This is a genomic window from Paenibacillus sp. 1011MAR3C5, from assembly GCF_003591485.1.
Classification (GTDB): domain Bacteria; phylum Bacillota; class Bacilli; order Paenibacillales; family Paenibacillaceae; genus Pristimantibacillus.
Window position 1 is genome coordinate 34,813 of the sequence record NZ_QZCF01000015.1, and the last position, 18,211, is coordinate 53,023.

General features: G+C 53.0%; 18 protein-coding genes. All 18 read right to left on the minus strand.

The window, feature by feature from the left end; translation table 11 throughout:
• Positions 1-190 precede the first annotated feature (190 nt).
• Complete coding sequence (locus tag D3P07_RS26220) at positions 191-460, minus strand: HPr family phosphocarrier protein (RefSeq protein ID WP_116047300.1); 270 nt, start codon at positions 458-460, stop codon at positions 191-193.
• A 103-nt stretch (positions 461-563) separates the two neighbouring features.
• Entirely contained in the window at positions 564-1,505 is a 942-nt protein-coding gene (gene whiA / locus D3P07_RS26225) for a DNA-binding protein WhiA (protein WP_119803915.1), read from the minus strand.
• A gap of 6 nt (positions 1,506-1,511) precedes the next feature.
• Entirely contained in the window at positions 1,512-2,498 is a 987-nt protein-coding gene (locus tag D3P07_RS26230; RefSeq protein ID WP_119803917.1) for a gluconeogenesis factor YvcK family protein, read from the minus strand.
• Between the two features lie 14 nt (positions 2,499-2,512).
• Entirely contained in the window at positions 2,513-3,400 is an 888-nt protein-coding gene (gene rapZ, locus D3P07_RS26235) for an RNase adapter RapZ (RefSeq protein ID WP_119803919.1), read from the minus strand.
• A gap of 12 nt (positions 3,401-3,412) precedes the next feature.
• Positions 3,413-4,363 (minus strand): ROK family glucokinase, encoded by a 951-nt coding sequence (locus tag D3P07_RS26240; protein WP_119803921.1) that lies wholly within the window; start codon positions 4,361-4,363, stop codon positions 3,413-3,415.
• Between the two features lie 334 nt (positions 4,364-4,697).
• Positions 4,698-5,645, minus strand: coding sequence for a thioredoxin-disulfide reductase (trxB, locus tag D3P07_RS26245; RefSeq protein ID WP_119803923.1), 948 nt, complete (start codon positions 5,643-5,645; stop codon positions 4,698-4,700).
• A 21-nt stretch (positions 5,646-5,666) separates the two neighbouring features.
• A complete protein-coding gene (locus D3P07_RS26250; RefSeq protein WP_119803925.1) occupies positions 5,667-7,424 on the minus strand; it encodes a tetratricopeptide repeat protein in 1,758 nt (585 codons plus the stop codon).
• A 1,131-nt stretch (positions 7,425-8,555) separates the two neighbouring features.
• Entirely contained in the window at positions 8,556-9,506 is a 951-nt protein-coding gene (locus tag D3P07_RS26255) for a ribose-phosphate diphosphokinase (protein WP_119803927.1), read from the minus strand.
• 133 nt (positions 9,507-9,639) lie between these two features.
• Positions 9,640-10,317, minus strand: coding sequence for a bifunctional phosphoribosyl-AMP cyclohydrolase/phosphoribosyl-ATP diphosphatase HisIE (gene hisIE / locus D3P07_RS26260; RefSeq protein ID WP_119803929.1), 678 nt, complete (start codon positions 10,315-10,317; stop codon positions 9,640-9,642).
• Positions 10,317-11,075: an imidazole glycerol phosphate synthase subunit HisF gene (gene hisF, locus D3P07_RS26265; RefSeq protein WP_119803931.1), complete on the minus strand. Its 759-nt coding sequence runs from the start codon at positions 11,073-11,075 to the stop codon at positions 10,317-10,319. Before hisF ends, hisIE begins: the two co-directional genes overlap by 1 nt.
• Before the next feature lie 21 nt (positions 11,076-11,096).
• On the minus strand, positions 11,097-11,729 hold the full coding sequence (hisH, locus tag D3P07_RS26270; RefSeq protein WP_119803933.1) for an imidazole glycerol phosphate synthase subunit HisH: 633 nt from the start codon (positions 11,727-11,729) through the stop codon (positions 11,097-11,099).
• 1 nt (position 11,730) lies between these two features.
• On the minus strand, positions 11,731-12,330 hold the full coding sequence (gene hisB / locus D3P07_RS26275; protein WP_119803935.1) for an imidazoleglycerol-phosphate dehydratase HisB: 600 nt from the start codon (positions 12,328-12,330) through the stop codon (positions 11,731-11,733).
• Positions 12,331-12,422: 92 nt separating this feature from the next.
• Entirely contained in the window at positions 12,423-13,715 is a 1,293-nt protein-coding gene (gene hisD / locus D3P07_RS26280) for a histidinol dehydrogenase (protein ID WP_119803937.1), read from the minus strand.
• Positions 13,716-13,764: 49 nt separating this feature from the next.
• Entirely contained in the window at positions 13,765-14,409 is a 645-nt protein-coding gene (gene hisG, locus D3P07_RS26285; protein ID WP_119803939.1) for an ATP phosphoribosyltransferase, read from the minus strand.
• Complete coding sequence (locus tag D3P07_RS26290) at positions 14,406-15,632, minus strand: ATP phosphoribosyltransferase regulatory subunit (RefSeq protein WP_119803941.1); 1,227 nt, start codon at positions 15,630-15,632, stop codon at positions 14,406-14,408. Before D3P07_RS26290 ends, hisG begins: the two co-directional genes overlap by 4 nt.
• 349 nt (positions 15,633-15,981) lie before the next feature.
• Entirely contained in the window at positions 15,982-16,470 is a 489-nt protein-coding gene (locus D3P07_RS26295) for an acyltransferase (protein WP_182914520.1), read from the minus strand.
• The gene (ppaX, locus tag D3P07_RS26300; protein WP_119803944.1) at positions 16,457-17,125 is read right to left on the minus strand and encodes a pyrophosphatase PpaX; all 669 of its coding nucleotides are present in this window, start codon (positions 17,123-17,125) and stop codon (positions 16,457-16,459) included. Before ppaX ends, D3P07_RS26295 begins: the two co-directional genes overlap by 14 nt.
• Before the next feature lie 66 nt (positions 17,126-17,191).
• Positions 17,192-18,196 carry a prolipoprotein diacylglyceryl transferase gene (gene lgt / locus D3P07_RS26305; protein WP_119803946.1) on the minus strand — a complete coding sequence of 335 codons (1,005 nt, stop codon included), beginning with the start codon at positions 18,194-18,196 and terminating at the stop codon, positions 17,192-17,194.
• Between the last annotated feature and the right edge of the window lie 15 nt (positions 18,197-18,211).

An 18,211-nucleotide genomic window follows, 5' to 3' on the forward strand; every position in this document is an offset into this window, starting at 1 on the left:
CCCATGCATAACAAAAAAGCCTTCCTTCTACTCCTAAACGGCGTCCGCTGCAAGCTTTAGGCTTGCAGCCGAATACCGATCTTCAGAGTGAAGGAAGGCTTTTGGCATATCGAGAAAGACAGTCGCACAAATAAAAAAGAAGCCGCTTTGGCGCGCGAACAAGTCATGCGGCAAAGCCACTTCTTTCCTCTTATTGGTTATCCAATTCCTCTTTGCTGACCAGGGCGACTAAAGCGTTTACAGCCTGTTCCGCGTCCGACCCGTCCGCGCTGATCGAAATTTCTGTGCCAGAGCTGATTGCCAGACTCATAATCCCCATAATGGATTTGGCATTAACCTTCTTATCGTCCTTCTCTACAAATACCTCGGAGGAGAATTTGTTCGCTTCTTGTACGAATAACGCTGCTGGTCTCGCATGAAGCCCCGTCTTCAGACGAACGACAACCGGAAGCTTAGTCATGGAAATCTTACCCCCTATATTTTACTAAAAGCTTTATCATGTGGGAAATGTTGAATAATATAAGCCAATTACACCTTATTATATCATCATACAAGCCGTTGCACTAGGCAAAAGTTGAACCGCCCCGGATTTTTTCGGCTAATTCGTCGATTTTGCGAAGACGATGATTGACGCCGGATTTGCTGACCTTTCCGCGAAGCATTTCGCCTACCTCTGTCAGGTTCAGATCGGGATGCTGCAGCCTGATTTCCGCCACCTCGCGCAGCTTCTCAGGCAGGCTATCCAGTCCGACTTCCTTCTGCAGCAGCTTGATATTGTCGATTTGTCTCACAGCCGCACCAATTGTTTTGTTCAGATTAGCCGTCTCGCAGTTGACGATCCGGTTGACGGAATTGCGCATATCGCGCATGATCCGTACATCCTCGAATTTGAACAGCGCTTGATGCGCTCCGATGATGTTGAGCAATTCGATAATTTTTTCGCCTTCTTTGATGTAGAAGATAAAGCCCTTCTTGCGCTCGATGCACCGCGCGTTCAGGTCGAACTTGTTCGCAAGGTCCACCAGCGCGCCGCAATGCTGCTCATACATCGACGAAATTTCCAGATGATATGAGGAACCCTCCGGATTATTGACCGAGCCTCCTGCGAGGAATGCACCCCTCAGATATGAACGCTTGCAGCAAGGCTTCCGTACAATCTCTTTGTCGATGCCGTCGTTGAACATGAAGCCTTCCGATACGATGCACAGCTCGCTTAACACCTCTTGCACTTGAGTCGGCATACGCACGATATAGACGTTGTTTTTCTTCAGCCGCATCTTCTTGCGAACGAGCAGCTCCACATGGACCTCAAAATGTTTTTTGATCAGCGAATATATTCTTCTGGCAATGGCCGCGTTCTCCGTCGAGATGTCCAGAACGACCTTGCGGCTGGATAGGCTGACCGAACCGTTCATCCGGATAAGGGCCGATAGCTCGGCACGCTCACAGCAGCTGTCCGATTCGATTAATGTCAGTTCCTTCTTCGTTTGCGCCGCAAAAGACATTCTTCCTCACCTCTTTCTTAACATCCAATTCTCCACTAGCTTATATATATGATGGCTTAATCGTTCCGCGTCATGACGCAAAAACTTTCGAAATAAGACGAGCCGGTCGGCAATGACCTTATAACCTCTGCTTTCGACCTCTGCCATATCCAGATGAACCGCCTTAGCGCCCAGCTCGGCGTATTGACTCTCCACCTGCGGAGGAATTTCCCCGTCATTCACAATCACATAATCGAATAAGTGATGGCCAATATGCGCATGAATTGCATCCAAATGATTGCTAACCGAATAATTATCCGTCTCGCCTGGCTGTGTCATAACGTTGCAGACGAACAGCTTTACTGCTTCTGATTCTACAATGGCTTGCGCCAGCTTCGGTACGATCAGGTTCGGCATAATGCTCGTGTATAAGCTGCCCGGCCCGATCAGAATCGCATCCGCGGTCTCAATCGCCTCCACCGCTTCAGCCAGCGGCTCGACATCGGCCGGCTCCAGGAACACCCGTTTAATCGCCTGCCCTGCCTTCGGAATCATCGATTCACCTGTAATAATCGTGCCATCCGCCATCTCCGCCTTCAGCACGATGGCCCGGTCGGCGGCGGGCAGCACCCGCCCCTTGACCGCCAGCACCTTGCTGAGCTGCCGTATTCCCGATACGAAGTCGCCGGAGATATCCGTCATGGCCGCCAGCATTAGATTGCCTAGGCTATGTCCGGCAAGTCCCGTGCCGTTTGGAAAACGATACTTGAGCACCTCCGTCAGAAGCGGCTCGGTATCGGCCAGCGCCGTCAGGACGTTCCGAATGTCTCCGGGGGGCGGTATTTGCAGCTCGTTGCGCAATATGCCGGAGCTGCCGCCGTCATCCGCTACCGTGACGATAGCGGTAATATCGAGCGGCTTCTCCTTCAACCCCCGCAGCATGACAGACAGTCCCGTACCGCCGCCTATGACGACGATTTTGGGACGTCTGACTATTTTCTGTATGGTCTGCATGCTCTCACCTCGTGTCAGTGCTTATCTCGCTCGGAATCGCGGTGGCTGACACGCACCCGCTCCGTATCGCTGCTGCCAAGCATGCGGCCCAAATATTCCGCGATCGCGACAGAGCGGTGCTTTCCGCCCGTACAGCCAATCCCGATGACCACTTGGCTCTTGCCTTCCTTGCGGTAGAGCGGTATGAGAAATTGCAGCATATCAAGGAGCTTCGTCAGAAACTGCTGCGTTTCCGGCCATTTCATCACGTATTCATAGACATCCGGATTTTGCCCCGTATTAGGGCGCAGATGCTCCACATAGTGCGGATTCGGCAGGAAGCGGACATCATAGATCAGATCGGCGTCAATCGGAATCCCGTACTTGAAGCCGAACGACGTCACATTGATCGACAAGCTGTTCTGCTCCAGATGAGTAAAATGATTAATAATCCGCTCTTTCAATTTAAGCGGCTTCAAGTTGCTTGTATCAATAACCTGGGATGCGGAGCCCTTCAGGTCCTCCAGCATGCGGCGCTCGCTATGAATACCGTCTAGAGGCAATCCCTGCGGAGCGAGCGGGTGGCGGCGGCGGCTTTCCTTATAGCGCTGCACCAGCACCTCGTCGGTCGCATCCAGAAACAGAATCTCGCAGCTGATCGTATGATGCTCTTTAATATAAGCTAACGACTCCGCAAGCGCAGTGAAAAACTCCCTGCCGCGGAGATCGATGACAAGTGCTACTTTTCCTATCTTACCATTGGACTGCTCGATTAATTCTGCGAACTTGGGAATAAGTACCGGAGGCAGATTATCGACGCAAAAAAATCCGAGATCCTCAAGGCTCTGGACAGCAATTGTTTTGCCCGCACCCGACATACCGGTAATTATGACAAGCTTCGCCAATGTCGCTGTCGTTTCCATGAGAGACACCTACTATCCTCTTAGAATAAGTCCTGCCGCTCCGACGATGCCCGCGTTGTTGCCCAGCGTAGCCGGAACGATCTTCACGCCTTCCTTCGCCTGGTCTAGCGTATACTTCTCGAATACTTCGCGAATCTGATCGAACAGGAAGTCGCCTGCTTTGGAGACGCCGCCGCCGATAATGAAATATTGCGGGTTCAGCAAAATAGCCAGCGTGGACATGGATTTACCCAGGTAGAATGCTGCGCGGCTCACAATACGTGCCGCCACTTCGTCGCCGGCTTTCGCCGCATCAACGACATCCTTTGCCGTAATATCCTCAAGACCCGACAAAGTTGTACGGTCTCCGCGCTCCACTGCATCCTTCGCCATACGGATAATGCCCGTAGCGGAGGATACCGTCTCCAGGCATCCCATCTTGCCGCAGCCGCACTGGATGGCTTCCAGATCAGGGACGATCGAAGCATGCCCGAGCTCGCCCGCCATACTTGCGAACCCTTCCACGATTCTGCCGCCGATAATGATGCCGCCGCCTACACCCGTACCGAGTGTGTAGCAGACGCAGTTGTCGATGCCTTTGCCCGCGCCAGCCCATGCTTCGCCAAGCGCTGCCACATTCGCGTCATTGTTGACCTTGATCGGCTTCTGCAATTCTTGCTCCAGGAAGCCTTTCAGATCGGTATTTTCAATATAAAGATTCGCAGAAAACTTTACAAAGCCTCTTGGTATATCAAGGAAGCCGGCGATGCCTACGCCCACACCCTCAACCTGTTCCCATTCGAAAGGCGAATCTTTTACAATCTCCCGTGCATAACTCGCAATATTATGAAGGATGACGTCCGTTCCTTTACCTGTACCCGTCGGCCCTTCAAACGTGTGGAGCAACTGTCCCTCCGCATCGCAGATGCCTACCTTGATCGTAGTACCACCGACATCGACTCCAATGTAAATCTTCTCAGACATGACAAAGCCACCTCATCCATAAAGTTAACGTTCTCTGTTCCAACTATAAGCGTTGTAACCGCTTCGGTCAAGCGCAATCCACCACCCCGAACACTCGCCAAAAGGGCTGAATTACCGCATCACAGCTGACATTTTTCCCTATGCAAGTATCTCGCAAGTGCATCCATGGAAGGGATTCCGATGACACCCTTCAGCCCTCTTGCTTCAATAGCTGCAGACGAGGATACCAGCCTGCTGGCATTATGATTCCTTCCTCACTTGTATCGCCGGATAGGAAAAGGACTGCAGGATGATTGGAATCAACCCCGCAGTCCTTTCCGCTTGCTCCAATGGCTTAAAGCGATTGGCTCCAATCCTGCGTGATATGTCCCTCCAGGAACCTCTCGCAGTCCAGCGCCGCCATACAGCCGCTGCCCGCAGCCGTAATCGCTTGGCGATATTTGTTGTCCTGAACGTCGCCGCATGCGAATACGCCCGGTACGTTCGTCTCGGATGTACCCGGCTTCACTTTAATGTAGCCATGCTCATCCGTATCAATCTGGCCACCAAGGAACTTCGTGTTCGGCGTATGGCCGATCGCGATGAAGATCCCGTTCGTCTCGATGACTTCTTCCTCGCCCGTCTCATTGTTCTTGACCTTCAGGCCTGTAACGCCCATGCCGTTCGCCACAACTTCCACCGGCGTGCGGTTGAGGCTCCAGCTGATCTTCTCGTTCTCACGCGCGCGATCCTGCATGATCTTCGATGCCCGCAGCTCATTGCGGCGGTTCACCAGCTCAACATTCGTTGCGAAGCGAGTGAGGAAGCTCGCCTCCTCCATCGCAGAGTCGCCGCCGCCCACCACGATGATCTTCTTGCCGCGGAAGAAGAATCCATCGCATGTTGCACATGTGCTGACGCCTTTGCCCACATTGTCCTTCTCGCCAGGAATGCCAAGATACTTGGCAGAGGCGCCTGTGGAGATGATCAAGCTTTCGCCGACGATCTCGCCTTGCCCCTCAACTTGTAGCTTGAACGGACGCTGCGACATATCGACGCTGTTCACCCAGCCCGTCATAAACTTCGCACCGAAGCGCTCTGCTTGCTTGCGCATATTGTCCATTAGCTCAGGTCCCATAATGCCTTCAGGGAAGCCTGGGAAATTTTCCACATCCGTCGTGGTCGTCAACTGACCGCCCGGCTCAGGCCCTTCAATAATGAGCGGATTCATGTTGGCGCGCGCCAGATAGATAGCAGCCGTCAGTCCGGCAGGACCCGTACCGATAATAATGGATTTGTACATCTGCTTCACCTCATGATCAAATTAGTCTTCTGTTGGCTGCTGCGCAAAAAATACGGAGTTGATTGACTTCATCTTCTCCTTAATGCCGCAAGCCTCATCGATTAGCTTCACGTGTTTGCTCACCGTTGCAATGGATGTGCCGTATCGGAGCGAAACCTCGTGATACGATATCGCGCGGCGATGCATCTTGGCTGTCAAATATTCCAGTGCCGCCGCCCAGCCCTCCGGTTTCGCAAGCTTCGGAACGTTGGGATAGACCCTGGTTAGAAATTCAACCCATAATGTCATCATATCATGCTGCTGCACAAGATCATAATGCTTGCTCATGCGGCTGATCGCCGCCTGCGCCACCGCTTCCCACTTATCATCCCATTCCGGCAGTCTCGAAGGTACGCGGTTCGGCTCGATAACCGACTCCTTGCCCTCCAGCATCACCTGAAGCGGTTCTTGAACACCCATTGTACGAAGCACGAATACGGCGATTTTTTTCAAATAGTCATCTTCCTCCGGCTCCAGCAGGAAGGCACGAAGCACATCCTTCACTTCATTATCGGCAATCATGCCGAAAGCCTGGATGACTTGCAGCTTCGTATGCTGATCACCGTGCCGCAGCGCCCAGAAGAAGGACGAGCGGACAAGCGGGTCGCGCTTCAGATGATCCGGCATCCCGTCCGATGACTTTTCCCACAGCTTGAATTGCTCCTCGAACGGCAGGTGGTAATGGTAGCTGATCGGCGAAGCCGTCTCGCCGCCGCGAATCAGCTGCAGCTGATCCAGATAATAAGAAGCTACCCCCGATGCGGGATCAAGCTTCATCGTCCCCTTCCACAGACGCTCTGCGTCGTTCAGCTGTCCGGAGTTAAAGGCAGCAACCGCTGCATAATGGTGGAGACAAGGGTCCTGCTGTGCCTCTCCATCCTTGATCAGTCTCATGAAGTGACGGCGCGCTACGCCATGCTCGCCCAGTATTCCCATTGTCGTCGCCAGCTTGAATGCATGCTCCAGATGGAACGGCACTGTTTTCGCCAGCAGCTCGACCAGTCCTTTCAGGCTTTCCGTATCTTCTTCATGCTGATAGAAGATGGCCAGGTTGCACAGAGCATGAAGATTCCCCGGCTCATGCTCCAGCACGCCTTGGATGCAAGCTTTGGCCTTATCGAACAATCCCATATAATAGTACGCCAAAGCCAGATTGTTGCGCGCCGCGAGAAAGTCGGGCTGCTGCTCCGCAATCTCTTCCAGAATGCGAACGGCCTCGGTGAATTTCCCTTCCTCCAGCAACGCCCTTGCCTGATCGTGTTCCACCATGCCTTGGCGGGACTTAATATTTTTGAGCGGCGCTGGTCTCTCCAGTTCATAATGGAGCAGCTCCATCATTTCCTCGGCTTCATCCAAATAATGACCTTCCGCATCCTCTTGCAGATATTGCACAAGCGACTGCTCAGCCGATTCGTACATCTCCATATTGGCAAAGTTATTCGCCATATAGAAGTGGCATTCCGTCATCTCGGGGTCAAGCTCTTCGATGATCCATTTCAGAATCTCATTAGACTCCTTATAGTTGCCCAACTCCGACAGAATGCCCGCCATATTGCAATGGTTCACGGGATTCTCCGGCTCATATTCAACGGCTCTGCGGAAATACTTCAGTGCCTTGTCATAATGATACCGGTCCAGCGAACGGACCGCGCGCTCGAAAAAGAACGTAGCGTCCCATTGTATAGGTATGATTTTGGTTCCTGCTCCTTCATTGACAGCCATACGTTTCTTTCCCTTCATTCGCAAGGCACCTCCCTGTATGTTTTGCTCTAGCAGCCTGCCATTCACACATCACAGCACGGTTCGCATCAGCAAAACAGCCTTCGTACATTTTTAGCAGTTTTGCGTTAACAAAACAACTTTGCATGCTATATCTCATCATTAGATATGCTCGTTCATCATTCGGATCGCTCACTCCGCCTTGCAAGCCGAGTTTCTTGGCTTACAGCACTCCACGGAGCTCATTCTCAGCTTGCAAGCCGAGTTTCTTGGCTTACAGCACTCCACGGAGCTCATTCTCAGCTTGCAAGCCGAGTTTCTCGGCTTACAGCACTCCACGGAGCTCATTCTCAGCTTGCAAGCCGAGTTTCTCGGCTTACACACTCTGCTGAGCTCACCTCCGCCTTGCAAGCCGAGTTTCTCGGCTTACAGCACTCCGCGGAGCTCATTTCCACCTTGCAAGCCGAGTTTCTCGGCTTACAGCAAATCGCCGAGCTCGCTCCCCGCTCTTATCCCTTTAGCAATAAAACGTAAATTACGTTTTGCATGAGCAAAACTGCCGTTGCGCAGCCATTCCCAGCAATGCGGCCTACCAACGATCAGCGAGCGCTAACCACGTTTCATGCATGCAAAACGCAACTTCAAACCTGTCTTCTCCAATCAACCACCGTACGCCCTTCCCATACCATTCAACTGCACTCCACATCACCTTTCAGTCAGCCGCATCACTCGAAATGTATATGCTCTCCTCGGCTCATGGCATGCAATCGGACGACTTCAAAAGTTAGCTGCAACGAGCCGGCCCCTGTACGTCCCTCAGCATCCGATATCCTCTGCAGCATACGAATACGCTGAACGCAGCAAAATTATGGATCGAAACATAAAAACCACCGCATAGCGCAAACCTTTGCGCACCATAACGCGTACCTTCGGCTTCAACAACAAAAAACACACTGCATCGTGCGTCCGTAAACAGCGGCGGCTCTCATCGCCCTTTTCTGTCCCGTTCCCGTTTTTTACGATTATACCATAGCCCCGCAGAACTCAACACGTAAGATTATTGGATATCCCAAAAGTCGAAAAGATCGCGGACAGCATAAGCCGCCCGCGATTCTCTCTTTGTCGATATGCGATTACTGAAGCCTAAAAGCGCTATACACCTTTGTTTTTGAACAGGGTGCTGATCGAGCCGCCGTCCAAAATAATGCGTGTCGCTTCCGCCAGCAGAGGCGCAACCGACAATATTTTGAAGCGTTCCGGCGTCGTCTCCGGCAACATGATGGAATCGGTTACGATGACTTCTTTAATATTGGGATGATCCAAACGCTCAATTGCGGTTCCGGAGAAGAGCGGGTGCGTCGCGCAGACGTATACATCCTCCGCGCCTCTTTCTTTCAAGCCTTCGACAACATTCACAATCGTATTGCCCGTATCAATCAAATCTTCGATAATGATAGGTGTCTGGCCTGCAACATCGCCGATGACATGCGTAATGGACGACTCGTTGTGAGCTGGACGTTTCTTGATCATAATCGCAAACGAAGTGTCCAGATAGTTGGCCAGCTTCTCCGCCGTGGATGCGCGGCCTGCGTCCGGCGATACGACAACCGGGTTCTTAATGTTCTTCGACTTCAGATAGTCGCTGATCAGATCAAGCGCCGTCATGTGGTCTACCGGAATATTGAAGAAGCCTTGAATAGCCGGAGCATGCAGATCGATCGTAATGACACGCGTAGCGCCTACTGTCGTCAGCACATCTGCCAGCATTTTCGCCGAGATCGGCTCCCTCGGAGCAGCCTTGCGTTCCTGGCGTGCGTATCCGTAGTACGGCATAATGATGTTAATCGTTCTTGCGGAAGCACGCTTCGCCGCATCGATCATGACAAGCAATTCGACGAAATGCTCGTTAATGGGATGCGAGAACGACTGAACCAAAAATACGTCGCAATTCCGTATCGTTTCTTCGTAGTGGACATAGATCTCGCCGCTCTTGAAACGGGACAGCTTGATTGCACCTAGGTTCAGCCCTAGTTCGCTGCTGATTTTCTGAGCCAATACCGGATTTGACGAACCCGAAAAAATACGCACCTTGTCGCTTAACATGATACCCTCCTGAGCGTTTCAACCAAATAATTTAAAACTTCGATCATTCTTACTTGTCCTATTATACATTGATTTACCGATAATTCAAAAAGGTATTGCTACTATTTTTCGACAAAGTCATGACTTCCGGCTTTTACCTCATCTTATTCGTCGTCGGTTTGCCGTGGCGGTTCTCCAGCTCGGACATGATATCGTCAAGCGGAAGTCCCCTTTCACGGAGCAGAACCATGAGATGGAAGAGCAAGTCGCCCGCTTCGCTGCGCAGCTCGTCGTTGTCCTTATTCTTCGCTGCGATGATCACTTCGGCGGACTCTTCACCGACTTTTTTCAGGATTTTGTCGACGCCTTTGTCGAAGAGGTACGTTGTGTACGTGCCGGACGGACGCTCCGCATAACGCTGAGCAATGACCCCCTCCAGACGGCCCAGAATACCGAATCGGTCGGCAACGGGCTCCACGTCTTCTTTGGCTCCTTCACCCTCAACCGCAATCGAATTGTAAAAGCAGCTGTAGCTGCCCGTATGGCAAGCCGGCCCCTGCTGATTCACGCGGACGAGCAAGGTATCCCCGTCACAGTCATAAGCCATGGAGACAATCTGCTGCGTATGCCCGCTTGTCGCCCCTTTGTTCCACAGCTCGCTGCGCGAGCGGCTCCAGAACCACGTTGTGCCTGATTCAATGGAAAGCTTGAGCGACTCCATGTTCATGTAAGCAAGCATAAGCACTTCCTTGCTCTGCGCATCCTGCACGACGGCCGGCACGAGACCGTCCGCATCCCATTTGATCTGCTCCTGTAGCTCTACTGTTCCCATTATCTCACCTCGACTCCCTTCCTGCGCAAATCATTCTTCACTTCTTGTATCGTCATTTCCTTGTAATGGAATATTGTTGCCGCTAAAGCCGCGTCTGCGCGCGCTTCCTCGAACACTTCATGGAAGTGCTGAATCTGTCCCGCTCCGCCGGATGCGATAACCGGAATCCCCACGGAATCCGATACAGCCGCCGTCAGCTTCACGTCAAAGCCATCCTTCGTGCCGTCTGCGTCCATGCTCGTCAGCAGCAGCTCGCCTGCGCCCAGCTTCTCCGCCTCGCGCGCCCACTCCAGCGCGCGAATGCCTGTCGCTTGGCGCCCGCCATGTGTATAGACTTCCCATTCGCCCCACTCCGGGTTGAACTTGGCGTCGATCGCGACTACGATGCACTGCGACCCGAAGCGGCGCGCGCCATCGGATACAAGCGGTTTATTTTTAATAGCTGCCGTATTAATGCCGATCTTGTCCGCACCCGCGCGAAGCAATCTGGTCATGTCGTCGACATGCGAGATGCCGCCGCCAACCGTGAACGGAATCGTAATTTCCCCTGCCGTCCGCTTGACAACCTCAATCATCGTTGCTCTACCTTCAACGGAAGCTGAGATGTCCAAAAAAACAAGCTCATCCGCCCCTTCGCGGTCATAGGTTGCCGCAAGCTCTACAGGATCGCCCGCATCGCGCAGATTCACGAAGTTCACGCCTTTAACAACGCGGCCGTCCTTCACATCCAGACAAGGAATAATTCGTTTTGCCAGCATGCTCTCTCTCCCCTCTCCCTATTAGACCGATATCGTCTGCGGCTTGCCGCTTCCCGTCAAAGCCAGGAAGTTGCCTAGCAGCGCCATGCCCAGATCCCCGCTTTTCTCCGGGTGGAACTGCATGCCGTATACGCTGCCGCGCCCTACGATAGCAGTGACCGGACCATAATAATCCGTCGTGGCCAGCAGGTCGGACGCGAGGCCCGGCTTCGCATGGAAGGAATGGACGAAATAGACATGCCCTTCCTCAAGCCCACGGAATAAAGGAGAGTCCCCTTGCCGGAAGCTCAGCTTGTTCCAGCCCATATGCGGAATTTTGAAGCTGCCGTTGAACCGGATAACTTGGCCTGGCAGCAAGCCTAGCCCTTCATTCTGGCCGTACTCCTCGCTCTCACTGAACAGCAATTGCATGCCGAGACAAATGCCAAGGATCGGCTTGCCCGATGTCGCGTAAAACTTCACGACTTCGTCCAGTCCGGTGTTGCGCAAGTTCTGCATCGCGTCGCCAAAAGCGCCAACGCCCGGCAAAATCGCGCCGTCCGCCTCCACAATTTGCTGCGGATCGGCCGTTATAACCGCTTCATAACCGAGACGTTCCACGGCTTTGCTGACGCTGTGGAGATTGCCCATCCCGTAATCGATAATCGCGATCATCCTACAGTACTCCCTTCGTCGAAGGCACTCCTTGTACGCGAGGATCAATGCTGGTCGCCTCGTCAAGCGCTCGTCCCAGAGCCTTGAATACGGCTTCGATCATATGATGCGTATTTTGGCCGTAGTGCACAATAACATGCAGCGTAATGCGCGCTTCCAGAGCCAGCTTCCACAGGAACTCATGAACAAGCTCGGTGGAGAAGCTGCCTACTTGGGAAGAAGGATATTGCGCCCTGTATTCAAAGTGCGGCCGGTTGCTCACGTCGATCACAACCTGTGCAAGTGCCTCATCCATCGGCACGAACACGCTGGCATAACGCTTGATGCCGCGCTTGTCGCCCAGCGCCTCGCGAAGCGTCTGGCCGAGGCATATACCGATATCCTCTACCGTATGGTGATCATCGATATCGATGTCGCCCTTCGCATCGACTGTCAAGTCGAATTGTCCGTGCTTGGCGAACAGGTCAAGCATATGGTTCAGGAACGGAACATCCGTCTCTAGCTGAGATTGTCCTGTGCCGTCTACCGCAAATTTGAGCGTAATATCCGTTTCATTCGTCTTCCGCGCTACCGAAGCTTCGCGCATCGCTTGTTCTGTCATCGTAACTCCTACCTCCATCTATGTTTCCTTCATTTATTAGCTTCTTACAAAAAGACTAGCCGCACTCTGCTGCCCGTTTCTCGGGGTCCACTCTACTTCGAGCCATTCTCCTTATCCAGACGAACCTGGATCGCTCTGGCATGGCCTTCGAGTCCTTCATGACGGGCCAGTGTCATAATGTTTTCACCGTTTTTCATCAGAGCTTCCTTGCTATAGTAGATCAAGCTGGATTTCTTCATAAAGTCATCCACATTCACAGGCGAGGAGAAACGAGCCGTTCCGTTGGTCGGAATGATGTGATTCGGTCCCGCGAAGTAGTCGCCTACCGGCTCCGAGCTGTAAGGACCGAGGAAGATCGCTCCTGCATTCTCGATCATCCCTAGCAGTCTCATCGGCTCCTCCGTCAGCACCTCCAGATGCTCGGGAGCGAGCTGGTTCACGACATCGATGCCCGCTTCGATTGAATCGACCAGCAAGACCGCACCATACTGGTCGATCGAGCTTCTGGCGATGTCTTGTCTCGGCAGCGTCGACAGCTGGCGCTCCACTTCACCGGAGACGGCTTGTGCCAGCTTCTCAGAAGATGTAACCAGGATCGAAGAAGCCATCTCATCATGCTCCGCCTGGGACAGCAGGTCAGCTGCGATATAGACCGGGTCGGCAGACTCATCCGCCAATACGACGATCTCGCTCGGCCCCGCGATGCTGTCAATATCGACCGCGCCGAATACGGCGCGCTTCGCCAGCGCCACGTAGATATTGCCGGGACCGCAAATCTTATCTACTGGAGCAATCGTGTCTGTACCGTAAGCAAGCGCCGCAATCGCTTGCGCCCCTCCAACGCGGTACAGCTCCTTCACGCCCGCTTCAGCCGCGGCGACCAGAATATAGGGATCAATTCCTTCCTTCCCACCTGTAGCTGGGGGCGTTACCATTACGATTTCGGGTACGCCCGCTACTTGAGCCGGAATCACGTTCATCAGTACGGATGAAGGGTACGCCGCTTTGCCGCCTGGCACATATACGCCAACACGCTTCAAGGGACGCATGATTTGTCCCAGCATTGTACCGTCAGGCTGAAGATCCATCCATGAGTTGCGCAATTGCTTCTCATGGAACTTTCGGATATTGGCTGCCGCTTCGCGCAATGCCGTCAGGAAAGCAGCATCGACACGATCATAAGCCGCATCAATCTCCTCCTGTGTCACACGAAGCGAAGCTGCATCCAGCTTCACCCTGTCATGCTGCTCCGTATAGCGCAGCAAGGCAGCGTCGCCTTCCGCCTTCACGTCTGCTACAATCCGCAAAGCACTTTCATTCTGCTCCGGCGTGCCGTACTCCACCTCGCGCTTCAATCCAAATTGCTCCGCACGCATAATGCGCATGTTTCAACACTCCTCTCCCTGCGCTCTGCTGCCGCGCATCTTGCTATATCTAGAATGACTTCGTTGCAATCGTATCTTGCAGCCGGTCGCACAGGCTCTGGATGCTATCGTTCTTCATCCGGTAGCTCACGCGATTGGCAATCAGTCGGCTCGTAATGCCGAAGATCGTCTCCATCTCCACAAGGCCGTTCTCCCGCAGCGTCTGGCCCGTCTCGACCATATCGACGATACGATCGGCCAGCCCGATCAGAGGCGCAAGCTCGATCGAGCCGTTAAGCTTAATAACTTCAACCTGCTGACCCTGCTCACGGAAGTAGGCAGATGCGACACTCGGATACTTGGTCGCTACACGCGGCTGGATCGTCGGTTTCCAGTCTGGCAGACCGATGACCGACATTCGGCACTTCGCGATGCCCAGATCAAGAAGCTCGTAGACATCCTTGTCTTCTTCCATTAGAACGTCCTTGCCTACAATGCCAATGTCCGCGACGCCATATTCGACAAAGGTCGGTACATCAACCGGCTTCGCCATAATAAATTCCATCTTCGCTTCAGGCTGTTCAATAATCAGCTTGCGAGTATCGTCAAAGTCGCCCGGAATCGGAATGCCCGCTTCACGGAACAGCTTCAGCGCTTGCTTGTATATTCTGCCCTTCGGCATCGCAACCTTCAATATGTCTTTTTCGCTGCTCATGTTGCGCTGCCTCCTTTCGTTCCTGGGCCAGCCATATACGTTCTCAGAGTCGTATAGCGAAGCCCTTTATATTGGAAGCTTCCAGACTGAGCGGCCTTATGCAGCTCATCCGGTAGCGTATCGGCTCTCTCCGTCACAACCAGCCCGCCTTCTGCGCGCAGCTGCTGCGCCTCTGCCAGCGCTTCGTCGCGTCCGGCAGCATCGTATACGATTAACGCACGTTCTTCTTCTTCATCGCTTTCCGCGCCCAGAAGCTCAAGCACTCTCGTCGTCTTCAGAGCAAAGCCGGTTGCACCTGCTGGACGTCCGAATTGTGCCAGCAGATTATCATAACGGCCGCCGCTGACGACAGGAAACCCCAGATCGGCAGCATATCCTTCAAAGGTCATGCCCGTGTAATACGAGAAGTCGCCGATCATCGTTAGATCAATCAAGACATGCTCGCTGACGCCGTATGCCTTGAGTGCATCCCAAATCTCGCACAGATGGCTAATCGACTCTCTCGCCGTCTCGTCCGTGCATAGCTCCAGCGCCTGGTCGCATACTTCTCCGCCGCCGCGCAGCCGCAATATCCCTTCCAGCTCAGCGCGCACCGGCTCTTCCAGCGACAGCTTCCGCAGTTGGTCGCGATAACCGACATAATCACGCCCCAGCAGGCATGACTTCAGCAGCTCCTGCTCCTCTGTGCGGCCCGGCAGCGCTTCGCCAAGCAGACCGTTCAGGAAGCCGACATGGCCGATCGCAATCTTGAAGCGCTCTACCCCTGCCGCCTTCAGCGACGCAATCGCCAGCGCGACAACTTCAGCATCCGCTTCTGCAGACGAATCACCAACCAGCTCAACGCCCGTCTGGAAAAACTCAACCTCCCGTCCGGCTTCCTCTTCAATCGAACGGAATACATTAGAATGATAGGACAAACGCAGCGGGAAATCGGATTCCTTAAGCAGCGAAGAGACGACCCGCGCAATAGGGGACGTCATATCGGAGCGGAGGACCAGCGTCGTACCACGGTTATTGAGCAGCTTGTATAATTTATGGTCGGATGTGGAGCTTGCCGCCCCCACCGTATCGTAATATTCCATCGTTGGCGTAATGATTTGTTCATAGCCCCAGCCGCGCATGCAGGCCAGCACTTCGCGCTCGATATGACGCAGCTTGCGAACCGCTTCCGGCAGATAGTCCTTGGCACCGGTCGGCTTCTCGAACATCTTTGGTTTAGACATAACCGTTCTCCTTCATTAATACTTTAGTGATTTAAAGTGTTACCATACTACCAAAATAAAGATATTAGTGGTTATCGTAGCATGATTAACGCTCTCCCGTCAAGCTGTCACAGCCCCTTGCCAGCCTAACAACCCAGCTTCTCCTTGTATCGGCAGAACGCCTCCCTATGAATAGCAGTATCAGCTTATTTCCTCATAAAAAAGGACATCCTCCCGCATTCACGATAAGCGCCTGCGCACTATTCGCTCTGCATGAAGGACATCCCCGTTGCTGTGAGTCTATCATCTCTACCTATGGACAGCCCGGTTCTTGCTCTCCTGATTGGAGAACGCTCTTGCGTAAGCCACATCAATCCAATCGACGCTCAATTAGCCTCATCGGATTGCCGCCGACAAAAGCATGTGCGGGCACATCCTTATGAACTACCGACCCGGCGGCGACAACGGCATGATCCCCGATCGTAACACCGGGAAGAATAGTCGTGTTCGCGCCAATCATGACATGGTCGCCGATATGTACGTAGCCGAGACGATATTCCTTGATCAAATATTCATGCGTCAATATCGTTGTATTATAGCCGATAATCGAATTATTCCCTACCGTTATCCGTTCCGGGAAGAAGACGTCCACCATCACCATCAGAGCGAATGCTGTATGCTTCCCGACCTGCATCCCCAGCACACGGCGGTAGATCCAATTCTTCCAAGGCAGCACAGGACAATATCTCGCCAGTTGAATAAAGATAAAGTTCCGTACCGCCTTCATTCTGCTTACTGTCGAATAGACCTGCCATAAGGCATTGGGTCCTTCAACGGGGTAGCGTTCAACGTCTCTCAAGCGTCCCCAGCTCCGATCCCGCGAAAGCATACAGCTCCCGCATATCGTCAATGACATACGTTGCGCCGGCATCCCGCAGAATCTGGCCTCCCTTAAGCGACCATGCGACACCAACGCCGATCGCTCCGGCGGCGACCGCAGACTGAATGTCGACCGTGCTGTCTCCTACCATAATAGTCGTCGCTGGATCGGCTCCGAGCAACTTCATCGCCTTCAAGACCGGCTCCGGATGCGGCTTGGCATGCGTCACATCATCGATCGTCACAATGGCATCAATATAATCGTATATGCCGACGAACTTGAGGCCTCTCTCCGTCGTAAGCCTCATCTTGGTCGTCACTACGCCGATCTGTACGCCCTCCCGATGAAGATTCTCCAGCACTTCGTTCACGTATTCGAACGTCCGTACCAAATCGTCATGCAGCCTCAGGTTGACTTCGCGATACGCCTTCACGAGATGCTCCACATCTTCCAGTCCCGAGAACAGCTTCATCTGGTCAGCCAGCGTCAGTCCCATGCTCGGGATGATGTGATCCCGGCAGAAGTCCTCTGGCACATAGCCCTTCAACGACTCCAGGAAAGAACGGATAATAAGCTCATTCGTATCCAGAATCGTACCATCCAGATCGAATAACATCGTGCGAATTTGATTCATGCTGTACGGCCTCCTAAATTCACAAAGCTGACTGACTTCCCGCTATAATGACATTCAAGTCTACGATTACTTCTTGTCTTCGCCCGCTTTGGAAGCCGTGGCGATATCTTGCCCATCTGCCGTTAAGCCGTTGCGCTCCGGCTTCGTGGTCACAATCGGATCGGCATAGCGTACATCCGCTTGACCCGTTATGCGCCGTACAATAATGAAGATGACCGCTGCGATAATGAGCAGCAGAGCCAGCAATTGCGAGATGCGAATATTGCCGTAGGCCGGGTCCAGATACCCTTGATCGAACACTCCGCTAATTGGCGACCATAGACCGTTGATCAGTGATACCAACCAGTTCGGCCCCATAAACGCCAGGCTGTCGATACGCAGCGCTTCAATAAAGAACCTGCCGATGGAGTACCAGATGAAGTAAGCGGCCGTCAGTTCGCCGACGCGCAGGAACTTCTGTCGGCGAAGGACGAACAGAATAGCCAGTCCCACCAAGCTCCAGAGCGATTCATACAGAAACGCCGGATGACGGAAGGCGCCTTCCGGAATAGCCGAATCTACAATAAACATATGATTGACGATAAAGGACGGGATATGCAGCGTATTGCGAAGGAACTCTTCACTTACAGGTCCCCCGTATGCTTCCTGGTTCATGAAGTTGCCCCAGCGTCCAATCATTTGTCCCACCAAGATCGATGGCACTGTAATGTCGGCAATTCTGAGGAACCGATATCCTTTATATCTTGCATAGATAATGCCGCAGATAAACGCGCCGATTATCGCGCCGTAGATTGCGATGCCGCCTTCCCATATTTTGAAAATATCCAGCGGCCGATCTTTGTATTGATCCCACGTGAACGCCACGTAATAAATACGTGCAGCAATGATAGCTGATGGCGCTCCAAGCAACAGCAAGTCCATGAAAAAATCCGGCTTGATGCCGAATCGCTTGCCTTCCTGCACAGCGAGCATAAGACCCGCTAGCGCACCTAATCCCAAAATAAGTCCGTACCATCTAATCGACAAACCGCCGATTTCGAATAGCACCGGATTAATCGCGAACGTATCCATTGGTTTGATCTACTC

Bases quoted from the DNA above. Each gene is read 5' to 3' on its own strand.
- rapZ (WP_119803919.1), bottom strand. From the start codon at position 3,400: ATGGAAACGACAGCGACATTGGCGAAGCTTGTCATAATTACCGGTATG.
- D3P07_RS26250 (WP_119803925.1), bottom strand. From the start codon at position 7,424: ATGAAGGGAAAGAAACGTATGGCTGTCAATGAAGGAGCAGGAACCAAA.
- whiA (WP_119803915.1), bottom strand. From the start codon at position 1,505: ATGTCTTTTGCGGCGCAAACGAAGAAGGAACTGACATTAATCGAATCG.
- hisG (WP_119803939.1), bottom strand. From the start codon at position 14,409: ATGAGCAGCGAAAAAGACATATTGAAGGTTGCGATGCCGAAGGGCAGA.
- trxB (WP_119803923.1), bottom strand. From the start codon at position 5,645: ATGTACAAATCCATTATTATCGGTACGGGTCCTGCCGGACTGACGGCT.
- hisH (WP_119803933.1), bottom strand. From the start codon at position 11,729: ATGATCGCGATTATCGATTACGGGATGGGCAATCTCCACAGCGTCAGC.
- D3P07_RS26290 (WP_119803941.1), bottom strand. From the start codon at position 15,632: ATGTCTAAACCAAAGATGTTCGAGAAGCCGACCGGTGCCAAGGACTAT.
- hisB (WP_119803935.1), bottom strand. From the start codon at position 12,330: ATGACAGAACAAGCGATGCGCGAAGCTTCGGTAGCGCGGAAGACGAAT.
- D3P07_RS26240 (WP_119803921.1), bottom strand. From the start codon at position 4,363: ATGTCTGAGAAGATTTACATTGGAGTCGATGTCGGTGGTACTACGATC.
- hisIE (WP_119803929.1), bottom strand. From the start codon at position 10,317: ATGGGAACAGTAGAGCTACAGGAGCAGATCAAATGGGATGCGGACGGT.
- hisD (WP_119803937.1), bottom strand. From the start codon at position 13,715: ATGCGCATTATGCGTGCGGAGCAATTTGGATTGAAGCGCGAGGTGGAG.
- lgt (WP_119803946.1), bottom strand. From the start codon at position 18,196: ATGGATACGTTCGCGATTAATCCGGTGCTATTCGAAATCGGCGGTTTG.
- D3P07_RS26255 (WP_119803927.1), bottom strand. From the start codon at position 9,506: ATGTTAAGCGACAAGGTGCGTATTTTTTCGGGTTCGTCAAATCCGGTA.
- D3P07_RS26230 (WP_119803917.1), bottom strand. From the start codon at position 2,498: ATGCAGACCATACAGAAAATAGTCAGACGTCCCAAAATCGTCGTCATA.
- hisF (WP_119803931.1), bottom strand. From the start codon at position 11,075: ATGCTGGCAAAACGAATTATTCCTTGTCTGGATGTGAAGGACGGCCGC.
- ppaX (WP_119803944.1), bottom strand. From the start codon at position 17,125: ATGAATCAAATTCGCACGATGTTATTCGATCTGGATGGTACGATTCTG.
- D3P07_RS26220 (WP_116047300.1), bottom strand. From the start codon at position 460: ATGACTAAGCTTCCGGTTGTCGTTCGTCTGAAGACGGGGCTTCATGCG.